The sequence below is a fragment of the Streptomyces bugieae genome (assembly GCF_036352915.1).
Lineage (GTDB): Bacteria > Actinomycetota > Actinomycetes > Streptomycetales > Streptomycetaceae > Streptomyces > Streptomyces endophytica.
In genome coordinates, this window is the sequence record NZ_JAZBJP010000001.1 from 298,360 (window position 1) to 311,576 (window position 13,217).

The following is a 13,217-nucleotide window of genomic DNA, read 5'->3' on the forward strand; positions in this document are numbered from 1 at the left end:
GGTGCGGGTTTCGTCGCCCCACCGGAAGTGGCCGGCGGCGCGGGTGGCGGCGGATCGTGCGGCTGCCGCGGCTGGGCGGGGTCGGCGGCACCGCCGGTCGGCGCGTTGCCCGGTGGGGGTGGAGAGGCGGGCGGGGCGAGGTGGGCTTCGCGGTCTCCGTGTCCTACAGCCGCTCGATGATCGTGACGTTCGCCTGGCCGCCGCCCTCGCACATGGTCTGCAGGCCGAATCGGCCGCCGGTGCGCTCCAGTTCGTGCAGCAGGGTCGTCATCAGCTTGGTGCCGGTGGCGCCCAGCGGGTGGCCGAGGGCGATGGCGCCGCCGTTGACGTTGACCTTCTCGGGGTCGGCGGCGGTCTCCTTGAGCCAGGCGAGGACGACCGGGGCGAAGGCCTCGTTGATCTCGACGAGGTCGATGTCGTCGAGCGTCATCCCGGCCTTCTTCAGCGCGTACGCGGTGGCGGGGATGGGTGCGGACAGCATCCGGATCGGGTCCTCGCCGCGGACGGAGAGGTGGTGGATGCGGGCGCGCGGGGTCAGGCCGTGCTCGCGTACGGCGCGGTCGCTCGCGATCAGGAGGGCGGAGGCACCGTCGGAGACCTGGGAGGAGACGGCGGCGGTGAGCCGGCCGCCCTCGGTGAGCGGCTGGAGGCCGGCCATCTTCTCCAGGGTGGTGTCGCGGCGCGGGCCCTCGTCGGTGGTCACGTCGCCGTACGGGACGGTCTCGCGGTCGAAGCGGCCCTCGTCGATGGCGCGGATGGCCCGCTGGTGTGAGCGCAGGGCGAACTCCTCCATGGCGCGGCGGGAGATGTCCCACTTCGTCGCGATCAGCTCGGCGCCGTGGAACTGGTTGACGGGCCGGTCGCCGTAGCGGGCCCGCCATCCCTCGGAGCCGGCGTACGGGCCCTGGGTGAGGCCGAGCGGCTCGGCGGCCTGGCGGCTGGCGAAGGCGATCGGCACCTGGGACATGTTCTGCACGCCGCCCGCGACCACCAGGTCCTGGGTGCCGGAGAGCACTCCCTGCGCGGCGAAGTGCAGGGCCTGCTGGGAGGAGCCGCACTGCCGGTCCACGGTCACTCCGGGGACCTCTTCGGGCAGCCCGGCGGCCAGCCAGCAGGTGCGGGCTATGTCGCCCGCCTGCGGGCCGACGGTGTCCAGACAGCCGAAGACGACGTCCTCGACGGCCGCCGGGTCGGCGCCGGAGCGCTCCATCAGCGCTTTCAGGACGTGCGCGCCGAGGTCGGCCGGGTGCACGGCGGCCAGTCCGCCGTTCCGCCTGCCGACCGGGGTGCGGACCGCTTCGACGATGTATGCCTCGGCCATGGCCACTCCTCTTCCTGTTCCTTGTCTACGTTCTCGGGTCGTGCGTCATTCCCGGAGTTTTCGGGTCGTGCGTCAGTCCCGGACGGCGATGCCTTCCAGCACCGTCGACAGGTACTGGCGGGCGATCTCCTCCGGGCCGTGCTGTCCGCCCGGGCGGTACCAGCTCGCGGCGACCCAGACGGTGTCGCGCACGAAGCGGTAGGTGAGCCGGATGTCGAGGTCGGCGCGGAAGACCTTGGCGGCCACGCCGCGCTCCAGCGTGCCCAGCCACGCCTTCTCGAACTTCCGCTGCGAGGCGGTGAGGTAGCCGAAGCGGGGCTGGGTGCGCAGGTGCGGGGACTCCTTCTGGTAGATGGCGACGGCGGCGCGGTGCCGGTCGATCTCCCGGAAGGACTCGGTGACCAGGGCCTCGATGGTCTCCCTGGGCCCGAGGCCGGCGGCCAGCACGGCGTCGTACCGGGACCGGAGCTCGTCCAGGAAGGTGGCGAGGATCTCGTCGAGCATCGACTCCTTGGAGTCGAAGTGGTAGTAGAGGCTGCCCGCGAGCATGCCCGCCGCGTCCGCGATCTTTCGGACGGTGGTGGCGCGGTAACCCTGCGCCGCGAACACCTCGGCGGCGGTGGCCAGGAGCTCCTCGCGCCGCTCGGGCGCCGGGCTCGTGACAGTCTTCCTCCTGCTCCTGCTACTGCTACTGACCGCGGTCTTCCTATCGCTTGTGTGGGAGGCCGGGGTCCGGCGCTCTCCTCTCACGGGTGCTGGCTGCTGACCGACAGGACCTCCCCGGTGAGGTACGAGGAGTAGCCGCTGGCGAGGAAGACGATGACGTTGGCCACCTCCCACGGCTCGGCGTAGCGGCCGAACGCCTCGCGGGAGGTCAACTCCGCCAGCAGCTCGGGCGTGGTGACCTTCACCAGGTGGGGGTGCATGGCGAGGCTCGGCGAGACGGCGTTGACGCGCACTCCGAAGTCGGCGGCCTCCAGGGCGGCGCAGCGGGTCAGGGCCATCACGCCGGCCTTGGCGGCGGCGTAGTGGGACTGGCCCTGCTGGGCCCGCCAGCCGACGACCGAGGCGTTGTTGACGATGACGCCGCCGCTGCCCGCGGCCTTCATCCGGCGGAGCGCGGCGCGGGTGCAGCGGAAGGTCCCGTTCAGGGTGACGTCGAGGACCCTGTCCCACTGCTCGTCGGTCATGTCGACGAGGTCGGCGGTGCCGCCGAGCCCGGCGTTGTTGACGACGATGTCGAGCCGGCCGTGGCGTTCCTCGGCCAGGTCGAAGAGGGCCGCGACCTGGGATTCCTCGGTGACGTCGCAGGGCAGGGCGGCGACGCGGTCGGCGCCGAACTCGCCTGCCAGCTCCGCCTCCGACTCCTTGAGGCGGCGGGCGTGGGCGTCGGAGAGGACGACGTCCGCGCCTTCCTCCAGCAGCCGCTTGGCGGTCGCGCCGCCGATTCCGGCGCCCGCGGCCGCGGTGATGACGGCGGTGCGGCCGGCGAGCAGTTGGTGGCCGGGTACGTAGCGGGGCGGGACCGAGGTCACGGGCGAACCTCCTTCGGCAGGCCGAGCACGCGCTCGGCGATGATGTTGCGCTGGATCTCGTTCGAGCCGGCGTAGATCGTGTCGGCGCGGGAGAAGAGGAAGAGCCGCTGCCAGTCGTCGAGGTCGTACGGCGCTCCGGCGGCCGTCATACCGTCGGCGCCGCACACGTCCATGGCGAGTTCGCCCAGCTCACGGTGCCAGGTGGCCCAGAAGATCTTGCCGATGGACGCCTCCGGGCCGGGGGCGCCGGCCGCGACGCCGTCGAGCATGCGCAGTGCGTTGCCGCGGATGATCTCCAGGCCGGTCCAGGCCCGGGCGATGCGGTCGCGGATCAGCGGGTCCCGGGCGGCGCCGTTGCGCTTGGCCAGCTCGATGAGGGATTCGAGTTCGCGGCGGAAGCCGACCTGCTGGCCGAGGGTGGACACACCGCGTTCGAAGCCGAGGGTCGCCATGGCGACCTGCCAGCCCTCGCCCGGCGCTCCGACGATGTTCCCGGCGGCGGTGCGGGCGCCGTCGAAGAACACCTCGTTGAATTCGGAGGTGCCGGTGAGCTGGGTGATCGGCCGTATCTCCACGCCCGGCTGGTCGAGCGGGACCAGTAGGTAGGACAGGCCGTGGTGGCGGGTGGAGCCGGGTTCGGTGCGGGCGACGACGAAGCACCAGTCGGAGGCGTGGGCGAGCGAGGTCCAGATCTTCTGGCCGGTGACCACCCATTCGTCCGCTGCGTCGTCGAGCTCGGCCCGGGTCCGGACGTTCGCCAGGTCCGATCCGGCGTCCGGCTCGCTGTAGCCCTGGCACCACAGCTCCTCGACGGCGACGATCCGGGGGAGGTACCGCTCCCGCTGCTCGGGGGTGCCGAAGGCCATCAGGGTGGGGCCGAGGAGCTGTTCGCCCAGGTGGCCCACCCGGGCGGGGGCGTCGGCGAGGGCGTACTCCTCGTGGCAGGCCACCTGCTGTTCGAGGGTGGCGCCGCGCCCGCCGTACTCCTTGGGCCAGCCGACGCAGGTCCAGCCCGCGGCGGCCATGTGCCGCTCCCAGGCGAGGCGTTCGGCGAAGGCCTCGTGTTCCCGGCCGGGGCCACCGCGTCCGCGCAGGCCCGCGAATTCCCCGGTGAGGTGGGCCCGCAGCCAGCTGCGGAACTCGGTGCGGAACTCCTCGACGCTGCTGCTCATGGGCGGCTCCGGGCGGCTCTCGTGGGACGGGCGTCCCGGCGGATCGACTTCTCGACGGCCGAGGGCCCGTACGTTAACCTACCAAACAATTGTTAGGGAAGGAGGGGCGGATGTCCGCTGCCCGCACTGCGTCTTCAGGGCCCGTCCGCTACGAACGCCAAGGGCCTCTCGCCCTGGTCACGATGGACCGGCCCGACTACCGCAACGCCCAGAACTCCGCGATGACCTACGCCCTGGACCGGGCCTTCTACCGCGCGGCCGACGACGACGAGGTGAAGGTCGTCGTGCTCGCCGGCGCGGGGAAGCACTTCTCGGCCGGCCATGACATCGGCACCCCGGAGCGGGACGCGCATCTGCCGTTCGACCGCGAGGCCGGGCTCTGGTGGGACCACTCGGACAAGGAGGGCGCCGAGAGCCGCTACGCCCGCGAGTCCGAGGTCTATCTGGGCATGTGCCGCCGCTGGCGCGAGCTGCCCAAGCCGGTCATCGCCGCCGTCCAAGGGGCCTGCGTGGCGGGCGGGTTGATGCTCGCCTGGGTCTGCGACCTGATCGTCGCCTCCGAGGACGCCTTCTTCGCGGACCCGGTGGTGCGGATGGGCATTCCGGGCGTGGAGTACTTCGCCCACCCGTGGGTGATGCCGCCACGCATCGCCAAGGAGTTCCTCTTCACCGGCGACCGGATGAGCGCCCGCCGGGCGTACGAGGTGGGCATGGTCAACCGGGTCGTCCCACGCGAGCAACTGGACGACGCCGTACGGGAGTTGGCACTGCGCATCGCGGAGATGCCACGGCTGGGACTGGCGCTGACCAAGCGCGCGGTCAACCAGGCCGAGGATCTGCAGGGCCTGCACACCGGGCTGGACTCCGTCTTCGGACTGCACCACCTGGCGCACGCGCACAACGCCGAGGTCGCACGGGACTCGCTGGGCGGCATGGACATCCGCGCCATGAAGGAGGCCTCCGGCTGATGGACCTGGACTTCACGGCGGCGGAGGACGCCTTCCGCGCGGAGGCCCGCGCCTGGCTCGCCGGCCACGTACCGTCGGTGCCCCTGCCCTCACTGGAGACCGCCGAGGGTTTCGCCGCGCACCGGGAGTGGGAACGCACGCTGTTCGCGGACCGCTGGTCGGTGGTCTCCTGGCCCGAGGCGTACGGCGGCCGGGCCGCCTCGATCCTTGAGTGGCTGGTCTTCGAGGAGGAGTACTACACGGCCGGCGCGCCCGGCCGGGTCAGCCAGAACGGCATCAACCTCCTCGCGCCGACCCTCTTCGAGCACGGTACGGAGGAGCAGCGGGCCCGGATCCTGCCGCCCATGGCGAGCGGCGAGGTCATCTGGGCCCAGGCCTGGTCCGAGCCGGAGTCCGGCTCGGACCTCGCCTCGCTCCGCTCCACGGCCGTACGGACGGACGGCGGCTGGCTGCTGAACGGCCAGAAGACCTGGTCGTCCCGGGCCGCCTTCGCCGACCGGGCCTTCGGCCTCTTCCGCAGTGACCAGGACGGCATTTCGGCGGGCAAGCCATACCGAGGCCTGACGTATCTGATGTTCCCGCTGGACGCGGACGGCGTGACCGTGCGGCCCATCGGCCGCCTCGACGGCAAGCCCGCCTTCGCCGAACTGTTCCTCTCGGACGTCTTCGTGCCGGACGCGGACGTGATCGGCGAGCCCGGCCAGGGCTGGCGGGTCGCGATGAGCACGGCGGGCAACGAACGCGGGCTGACGCTGCGCAGCCCGGGCCGGTTCACGGCCGCCGCCGAGCGACTGACCGCGCTGTGGCGCGAGCAGGCCGACCCGGGCGACACCGCGCTGCGCGACCGGGTCGCCGACGCGGTGATCGGCGCCCGCGCGTACCAGCTGTTCACCTACGCCAACGCCTCGCGGATCGCCGCGGGGGGCACCCTCGGCGCCGAGTCGAGCCTCAACAAGGTCTTCTGGTCGGAACTGGACATCGCCCTCCACGAGACCGCGCTCGACCTGCTCGGCCCGTACGGCGAGCTGTCCGACGACGCCGAGGAGGCTCCGGCGCACGGCAGCTGGTCCGAGGGCTACACCTTCTCCCTCGCCGGGCCGATCTACGCCGGCACCAACGAGATCCAGCGCGACATCATCGCCGAGCGGCTGCTCGGTCTGCCGAAAGGACGCCGGTGATGCGGTTCCTCCTCGACGACCAGCAGCGGGATTTCGCCCGCTCGCTCGACGCCATGCTGACGGCCGCCGACACCCCTGCGGTCGCACGGGCCTGGGCGGCCGGGGACACCGCTCCCGGCCGCGCCGTCTGGGCCCGGCTGGCCGAGGCCGGAGTCTTCGCCCTGGCCGTACCGGAACGGCACGACGGACTCGGCCCGCTGCCGGTCGAACTGGCCGTGGCATTGCGGGAGTTGGGTCGGCACGTGGTGCCGGGCCCGGTGGTGGAGACGGTGGCCGCGGCGGCCCTGCTGGACCGGCTCGGCACGCTCGGCGACGAGGCGACGGCCGCCAACTGGCTGCCGGGCATCGCGTCCGGGAAGACCGTTGCCTCGCTGTGCCTGATCTCGGGTAATGCATCGGGGTCGGGATGTGGATCCGGCTCTGGATCCGGCGAAAGCCCGTACGCACTGGACGCCGAATCGGCCGACGTGGTCTTCGTCGTCGACGGCGACACCGTACGTCTGACGGAGGTGACGGGGCCGGTACAGTCGTCCGCCGACCCCGCGCGCCGACTGTCCCGGCCGCTCGGCGGAACCGTGCTGGCACGCGGTCCACGGGTGTCCGCCGCGGCCGCGCACGCCGCCGAGGTCGCGGCCCTGGCGACGGCCGCGCAGGCCCTCGGGCTGGGCCGGGCCCTGCTGGCACGGACGGTCGAATACGCTCGCCAGCGCACCCAGTTCGGGGCCGCGATCGGCTCGTTCCAGGCCGTGAAGCACCGTCTGGCCGACGCGCTGATCGCCCTGGAGTTCGCCGAGCCGTTGGTGCACGCCGCGGCCCTGGCGCTGGCCGCCGACGCGGAGTCGTCGGGCGCCGAGATCGCGGCGGCCAAGGTGTCCGCCTGCGAGGCCGCCTGTTCCGCGGCCCGCACCGCCCTTCATCTGCACGGCGCCCTCGGCTACACCGAGGAGCTGGACCTCTCCCTCTGGATCCGCAAGGCCCGCGCACTGCGCGGTGCCTGGGGCACCCCGGCCGCCTGCCGCGCCCGCGTCCTCGCCCCCTGATCCCCACACTCCGTTCCCACGTGTGTGGGAACGGAGCCCCGGCCCTCAACAAAGGCGCACCGGGTGACGGGGGCGCGCCGCACGGAAAGGAGCAGACGAGTGAGGCTGACGGAGGAACAGGAAGCACTGCGGTCCGCCGTGCGGTCGCTGCTCGCACGCCACGAGGGTCCGGCTGCCTGGCGGCCCCTGACCGAGCAGATCGGCGTCTCGGGGCTCGCCGTCCCCGAGGAGTACGGCGGCGCGGGCTGCGGGGCCCGGGAGGTCCACGCCGTGATGGAGGAGTTGGGACGGACACTGAGCCCCGTCCCCTACCTCGGCTCCGCGGTGCTCGCGGTACAGGCGCTGCTCGCCTCCGGTGACCCGGCGGCCTGCGCGCAGCTGCTGCCGCGACTCGCCGAGGGCCGCGCGGTGGGGTGCCTGGCGTGGGCCGAGCAGGGTTCCTGGGACCCGGCGTCGATCCGGGCCGAAGCCGCCCCGGGCTCCGGCGGAACCTGGCTGATCACCGGGGTGAAGGAGCACGTGCTGGACGGTGCCGAGGCCGACGTGCTGCTCGTGGTGGCCCGTACGACCGCCGGGGTCTCGCTCTTCGAAGTGGCCGTGGACAGCACCGGACTACGCCGCGAGGCAGCGGTCACGATGGATCAGACCCGGGCCCAGGCGCGCGTGGTGCTCGACGCTTCCGAGGGCCGGCTCATCGGCACGGACGGCGAGGGCGACCGGATCCTGGGGCACGTCCTGAACCTGGCCTGCGCGGCGCTCGCCGCCGAGCAGGTCGGCGCGGCCGAGCGTGCCTTGGAACTCACCGTCGCCTACGCCAAGGAACGCGTCCAGTTCGGCCGGCCCATCGGCTCCTTCCAGGCGGTGAAGCACCGACTGGCGGACGCGTACGTGCTGGTGGAGTCGGCACGCTCGGCGGCACTCGGTGCGGCCTTCGCTGCCGCCGAGGGCTCCCCGGAGCTGATCCGCTGTGCAGCCGTCGCCAAGTCCGCCTGCTCGGAGGCGCTTTCGACGGTGGCGGGCGAAATGGTCCAGCTGCACGGCGGCATCGGCATCACCTGGGAGCACGACGCCCACCGCTTCCTCAAGCGCGCACACGGCGCCGCCCAGCTCTTCGGCCCCCCGGCGTGGCACCGGCACCGACTGGCCGCCGACCTGGGACTGGCCACAGCCTGACGCTACTCCTTCGCGGGGAGGAGGGGACCGGCGCCCGCCGCACCGGTTCGGACGGCACGCGGGCGCGACGGTCCTACAGGTCGCCTGGCGGGGCCGGCTGACCGCTGCGGCGGACTTCGTCCTGGATGAGCAGGGAGAGCAGGGAGGCGACGGTGAGGCCGGCCTCCGCCGGGTGCCGCAGGACCTTCCCCGCTTCGATCCGGTAGGTGTTCGTACGCCCCTCGCGCTTGTGGGACAAGTAACCGTCTTGCTCAAGATCGGCAATGATCCGTTGGACGGCGCGCTCGGTGAGCCGGCAGTGGGCGGCGATGTCGCGGATGCGCGCGTTCGAATCGTCGGCGATGGCAGCCAGCACGCGCGCGTGATTGGTGATGAACGTCCATCCGTTGTGAGGGTCAGGCACTCCCATGCGGCAATCTTAAGGCGCTCTTGGCCGACACTGAATACATGACATATATTTCGTGTACCGCGTTGCGTGTGTTGGTGTTCCGGCGTCGGCAGGGCTCCGAAGGAGGACGGACGAGGTGGATGCTCGGGAAAAGGCGGTTGCGACAGGGCACGCCTGGATGACACAGCCATCCACGCAACCCGAGAAGTCGGTCAGCGACCTGGTGAGTTCGCCATGCCTGATGAGGATTTACAGCGATCCCCAGACGGAGGAGACCGTGGTGGCACTGCGCGGCGAGATCGACTACGGCTGCGAGGAGACCCTCGAAACCTCCCTCAACAGCGCATTGAGCTGCTCTGACCGCGGCATCGCGATCGACCTCAGCAAGGTCTCCTTCTGGGCCTGCTCCAGCGTGAAGATCCTCCTCGCCGTACGTCAGCTTGCGCTGCGGCACGGCAAGACCGTGTCCCTACGAGCACCCAGCCCCATCGTGCACCGTGTGCTGGAACTGAGCGGCACACTGCGGCTCTTCGCCACCAGCACCGACCCCGGCCCCGCCGCCCGCCTCCTCCCCCACCCGTCAGCGAGATAGGTCCGCCGAGCGCAGGACCCGACAGGGCGATCATCCCCCGTCAGCCCCTGACCTCCACCCGGCTCGGAGACGTCCACCCACCTCATCGGCCTGACGAAGCCCCGCCTGATAAGCCGGTTCCCAGGCTGCCCGGTCATTCAGGTCCGAGCCGAAGGCACGCACCGACGCCGGATCGGGGCCAACGGTCATCACGGTGTGCGCTCCCACCACCGCCAACTCCTGGTCGAGCGATGCGCGGGGAAACAGGTGCGCCATCGGCTCGATCACGACCAGTGTGCGGGCTCCGACCGCGAGATCGGCGTTGGTGCCCGACCGCAGTGCACCGTCCATGTACTGCCGGCCGTTGACGGCAACCGGCGGCTCCGCCCCGGGGAAGGCGCTGCTCGCCGCCACAGCGTGTACCAACGGCACTCCGCTGTCGCGATCCCACACCACAGGCTCACCGGTAGTGGCATCCACCGCGGTGATCAGCAACCGCCGGTCCGGCCAGGCCTGCGCACCGATCAAAGCGCCCCGCCCCGCGAGCAACGCTTCCTCGGCCTCCTGGTCGGCACTGTCGAGCGCGAGTCGACCGACTCGGCGCCGGGCCTCCCCCGGCTCCAGGCTACGGTCACCGAGCACAGCGAAGACCGCGCCCATCCGCCCCGGATCGACCACGGGCCGACGGCCGACCGGGCGGGCCGGCAGAGCCGCGAGGCGCCCGAGGTCCTGCCCCGTGGTGAGCAGCGCCGCGACGATCGCGCCGGCCGACGTGCCGACGAACAGGTCGGCCTCCCCCAGATCCACCCCCTCGCGGCGCAACCCGCAGGCCAGCCCAGCCATCCAGGCCGTGCCCACGGGACCTCCGCTGCCCAGGACCAGTCCCCGGTCGAATGTGTGCATTGCCATCTCCCCCTCGTGATGGAAACAGTCGTACCTGATCACAACACGTGGTCCAGGTGCGGGGCGAATTCGACCGTCAGGTGGGAAGACAAAGCGCGGAGGAAGTCAGGGGCGTCGAAGATCTCGCCGGGTGCTGCGGCCCCGACCGTTTTGGTGCGCCCGTCGAGGACGCGGCAGATCGCCTCGACGACCAGGGGTGCGCTGACGGCGTAGATGTCCTGGCCGCGGGCGGTGGCCCGCCGTTCGGTTTCGCCGTTGCGTACGACCGCCTCGACCAGGAAGGTCTGGTCGGAGCGCCCATTGGCGTCGATGGGCACAGGGGGTTCGGCGCCCGGGGCCAACACGTCCTTGACCGCCGCGGCCGTCATGTACGTGTGGAGGTGCGGGACGCGGATGTGGCGGGAGAGGGTGATGCTGTCGGCCGTGGTGAATTCGGCGACCACGGTCTGCTTACCGAGGGGCGGGGGGAAGACCCATTGGGTGGTCGGGGCCTGGTCGGTGCGCAGTGCGAGGCTGCCGTTGGTGAGGACGAGGCGGCGGCCGTTGCGGCGCTCTCGGGACACCTGGCTGGATGCGCGGGTCCCGGCGGTGGGGTGCCAACTGCTCAGTGCGTAGGCGAGGGACACCTCGTCGGCCGATGGCCAGTCGCCCAGTGCGGCGGTGGTCAGCAGGTCGCCGAGGGCGCCGAAGAACGCCATCGCGGGGATGACGGGGAGGCCGGCGGCGCGCGCCGGCTCCGTGTAGTGCGCGAAGGTGTCGGCGACGGCCTCCACTTCGCCTGCGATGTCCGCGTAGGGAATCCGGGCGGCCAGGGCCGCCTCGATCACGGGGGCGGCCGTGGCGGCGAACGGGCCGGCGCAGTTGATCACCGCTGCCGTGCCGGCCAGCGCGCGGGTGAGGGAGTCCGGGTCTGCGGTGGACGCCGGCCGCACGTCGAGGCCGGGGTGGGCACGGGCGAGTTCCTGAAGTCGTTCGGTGTCGCGTCCGGCCAGGACCGGGCGCAACCCGCGTTCGAGGAGCTCCGCCACCACGAAGCGTCCGGTGTGTCCGTAGGCGCCGAACACCGCCACCTGGAGAGGGGATTCCATGTGTCCTCCTGTCATCACCGCGTGATCTCTCGGGGACAGCGTGCCTGCGGCAGAGCGGGACGACGAGCGGCAGGAATGCCATGCCTCGTACAGTTCCGGACATGACTCCCGTCGCTCCGGCCGTGGCCGGCGTCCCTCCGGCCAGGAACACGGTCGCGCTCGCCGTCACGGACGGGGTACGCCACTTCGAACTCGGCGCGCCCTGCGAAGTGTTCGGCGTCGACTGGTCCGAAATAGCCGACCCTTGGTACGAGTTGACCGTCTGCGGTCCGGTCGGCGCCCGGGTCGGTGGTCGCTTCCGGCTCGAACCCGACCACGGACTGGACCGGCTGCCGGACGCCCGGACCGTGATCGTCCCCGCCTACGCGACCATCGACGAGGAACCGCCCGGCGATCTGATCGACGCGGTCCGCGCGGCACACCAGGCCGGCGCCCGGGTGGTCTCGCTGTGCACCGGAGCGTTCGTCCTGGCCGCCGCGGGTCTGCTGGACGGACGGCGCGCCACCACACACTGGGCCCATGCCAAGGCACTGGCCACCCGGTACCCCGCGGTGCGCGTCGATCCGGACGTGCTCTACGTCGACGACGGCGACGTGCTCACCTCCGCGGGCAAGGCCGCCGCCATGGATCTGTGCCTGCACCTGGTCCGGCTCGACCACGGCTCGGCGATCGCCAACGCAGTGGCCCGCAACCTGGTCGTGCCACCCCACCGCCCCGGCGGCCAGGCACAGTTCGTCACCACACCACTCCCCGACCCCCGCCCCCACCCGCTCGCCGCCCTGTTCCCCTGGGTGATGGCCCGCCTCGACCAGGCGCTGACGGTCCAAGACCTGGCCCGTCAGGCGAACATGAGCCCCCGCAACCTGGCCCGTCACTTCCACGCCGTCACCGGCACCACCCCACTGCGGTGGTTGCACACCCAACGCATCCACCGCGCCCAGGAACTCCTGGAAAGCACCGACGACAGCATCGACACCATCGCCACGGTCACCGGCATGGGCACCGCCGCCTCACTGCGCCGGCACTTCAACCGCACGCTCGGCGTGCCCCCGGACACCTACCGACGCACCTTCCGCCGCCGCCCTGACCCGCCCGAGTACGTCAACCGAGGCGCTTCTTCCCAGGCACCCCTCCGAGATTGACGTCGCCCAGCAGTCAGAGGCTGGTGAGCAGGCCGTCGAGTGGGGCGGGTACCCGGTCAGGGTCGAGGGCCTCGACGAGGACGCGGCCGTAGCGGATCTTGCGCCCCTTCTTCGTGCCGAGGAAGCGCCGCACCTGCTGCTGTGCGGTGCGGCCCCGCTGCGCGGGCTGGCACTGAAAGGTCTGCAGGGCGCGCAGGTCGCCCTCCGCCCGGACGAGTTCCTGTACCCGGGTCACGCCCAGCGCGCGGATCAGCTCGTCCTCCAGATCGGCCGCGCAGACGAAGAACCCTCGCGGTGCCGCATCGGCCTCCGCCAAGGCGCGGGTGTAGTAGCGGCGTTCCGCCTCGTCGCACAGTCCCGTGAGGCGGAGGCCCAGGCCGGGTGGCCCGAGGAGGCGGGCGAAACGCCCGACGCTCATCGCACCGCCCATCGGCAGGACGCAGACCCCTTCGGCCGCCAGGTCCCGGCCGCGGCCCGCGGCGAGCGCGCCGACCGCCGCGGCGTCGCTCGGCCCTTCGAGCAGGACGACCGCCCGGACGGGGAGCCGCGCGGCCAGCTCGCGCGCGGGGTCGCCGGGGCCCCCGGCCGCCCACGCGGTGACCGCCTCCCGGAACGACTCCATATCAGCCATATGACGAGTCTCCGCCCTTGCCGGCCACCGCGGTAGGGAATTTCCGTCAGCGCGTCTTCGCCTTCCTCCCGCCTCCCGGGCCGGAATGGAGTTGCCGTCGACCGCAT

At 72.0% G+C, this 13,217-nt stretch carries 14 protein-coding genes; 6 read left to right on the plus strand and 8 right to left on the minus strand.

Going from position 1 to position 13,217, the window contains the following annotated elements:
* Positions 1–163: 163 nt before the first annotated feature.
* The 4 genes from V2J85_RS01505 to V2J85_RS01520 form a co-directional block, all read right to left on the minus strand.
* On the minus strand, positions 164–1,321 hold the full coding sequence (locus V2J85_RS01505; RefSeq protein WP_261953512.1) for an acetyl-CoA C-acetyltransferase: 1,158 nt from the start codon (positions 1,319–1,321) through the stop codon (positions 164–166).
* Positions 1,322–1,393: 72 nt separating this feature from the next.
* On the minus strand, positions 1,394–1,948 hold the full coding sequence (locus V2J85_RS01510; protein ID WP_261957272.1) for a TetR/AcrR family transcriptional regulator: 555 nt from the start codon (positions 1,946–1,948) through the stop codon (positions 1,394–1,396).
* Positions 1,949–2,067: 119 nt separating this feature from the next.
* The gene (locus V2J85_RS01515; protein WP_261953511.1) at positions 2,068–2,856 is read right to left on the minus strand and encodes an SDR family oxidoreductase; all 789 of its coding nucleotides are present in this window, start codon (positions 2,854–2,856) and stop codon (positions 2,068–2,070) included.
* Positions 2,853–4,028 carry an acyl-CoA dehydrogenase family protein gene (locus V2J85_RS01520; protein ID WP_261953510.1) on the minus strand — a complete coding sequence of 392 codons (1,176 nt, stop codon included), beginning with the start codon at positions 4,026–4,028 and terminating at the stop codon, positions 2,853–2,855. The genes V2J85_RS01515 and V2J85_RS01520 overlap by 4 nt, the downstream gene beginning before the upstream one ends.
* Positions 4,029–4,138: 110 nt before the next feature.
* Between V2J85_RS01520 and V2J85_RS01525 the strand changes: the two genes are divergently transcribed.
* From V2J85_RS01525 to V2J85_RS01540, 4 genes are all read left to right on the plus strand, one after another.
* Positions 4,139–4,996, plus strand: a complete 858-nt coding sequence (locus V2J85_RS01525; protein ID WP_330820379.1) for an enoyl-CoA hydratase — start codon at positions 4,139–4,141, stop codon at positions 4,994–4,996.
* Entirely contained in the window at positions 4,996–6,174 is a 1,179-nt protein-coding gene (locus V2J85_RS01530) for an acyl-CoA dehydrogenase family protein (RefSeq protein ID WP_330820380.1), read from the plus strand. The genes V2J85_RS01525 and V2J85_RS01530 overlap by 1 nt, the downstream gene beginning before the upstream one ends.
* Positions 6,174–7,214: an acyl-CoA dehydrogenase family protein gene (locus V2J85_RS01535; protein WP_330820381.1), complete on the plus strand. Its 1,041-nt coding sequence runs from the start codon at positions 6,174–6,176 to the stop codon at positions 7,212–7,214. Before V2J85_RS01530 ends, V2J85_RS01535 begins: the two co-directional genes overlap by 1 nt.
* A gap of 99 nt (positions 7,215–7,313) precedes the next feature.
* Positions 7,314–8,387 carry an acyl-CoA dehydrogenase family protein gene (locus V2J85_RS01540; RefSeq protein ID WP_330820382.1) on the plus strand — a complete coding sequence of 358 codons (1,074 nt, stop codon included), beginning with the start codon at positions 7,314–7,316 and terminating at the stop codon, positions 8,385–8,387.
* 73 nt (positions 8,388–8,460) lie between these two features.
* On the opposite strand, the gene V2J85_RS01545 is transcribed toward V2J85_RS01540, so the two are convergent.
* A complete protein-coding gene (locus V2J85_RS01545) occupies positions 8,461–8,796 on the minus strand; it encodes a helix-turn-helix transcriptional regulator (protein WP_261953505.1) in 336 nt (111 codons plus the stop codon).
* 220 nt (positions 8,797–9,016) lie between these two features.
* Between V2J85_RS01545 and V2J85_RS01550 the strand changes: the two genes are divergently transcribed.
* On the plus strand, positions 9,017–9,367 hold the full coding sequence (locus V2J85_RS01550) for an STAS domain-containing protein (protein ID WP_261953504.1): 351 nt from the start codon (positions 9,017–9,019) through the stop codon (positions 9,365–9,367).
* A 30-nt stretch (positions 9,368–9,397) separates the two neighbouring features.
* Here the strand turns inward: V2J85_RS01550 and V2J85_RS01555 are convergent, their stop codons facing one another.
* On the minus strand, positions 9,398–10,249 hold the full coding sequence (locus V2J85_RS01555) for a patatin-like phospholipase family protein (RefSeq protein ID WP_261953503.1): 852 nt from the start codon (positions 10,247–10,249) through the stop codon (positions 9,398–9,400).
* Between the two features lie 38 nt (positions 10,250–10,287).
* Positions 10,288–11,337: a saccharopine dehydrogenase family protein gene (locus tag V2J85_RS01560; RefSeq protein WP_330820383.1), complete on the minus strand. Its 1,050-nt coding sequence runs from the start codon at positions 11,335–11,337 to the stop codon at positions 10,288–10,290.
* Between the two features lie 101 nt (positions 11,338–11,438).
* Here V2J85_RS01560 and V2J85_RS01565 point away from each other — a divergent pair, with 101 nt between their 5' ends.
* Positions 11,439–12,479 carry a helix-turn-helix domain-containing protein gene (locus tag V2J85_RS01565; RefSeq protein ID WP_330820384.1) on the plus strand — a complete coding sequence of 347 codons (1,041 nt, stop codon included), beginning with the start codon at positions 11,439–11,441 and terminating at the stop codon, positions 12,477–12,479.
* A gap of 13 nt (positions 12,480–12,492) precedes the next feature.
* On the opposite strand, the gene V2J85_RS01570 is transcribed toward V2J85_RS01565, so the two are convergent.
* Complete coding sequence (locus V2J85_RS01570) at positions 12,493–13,110, minus strand: TOPRIM nucleotidyl transferase/hydrolase domain-containing protein (RefSeq protein WP_330820385.1); 618 nt, start codon at positions 13,108–13,110, stop codon at positions 12,493–12,495.
* Positions 13,111–13,217: the final 107 nt, after the last annotated feature.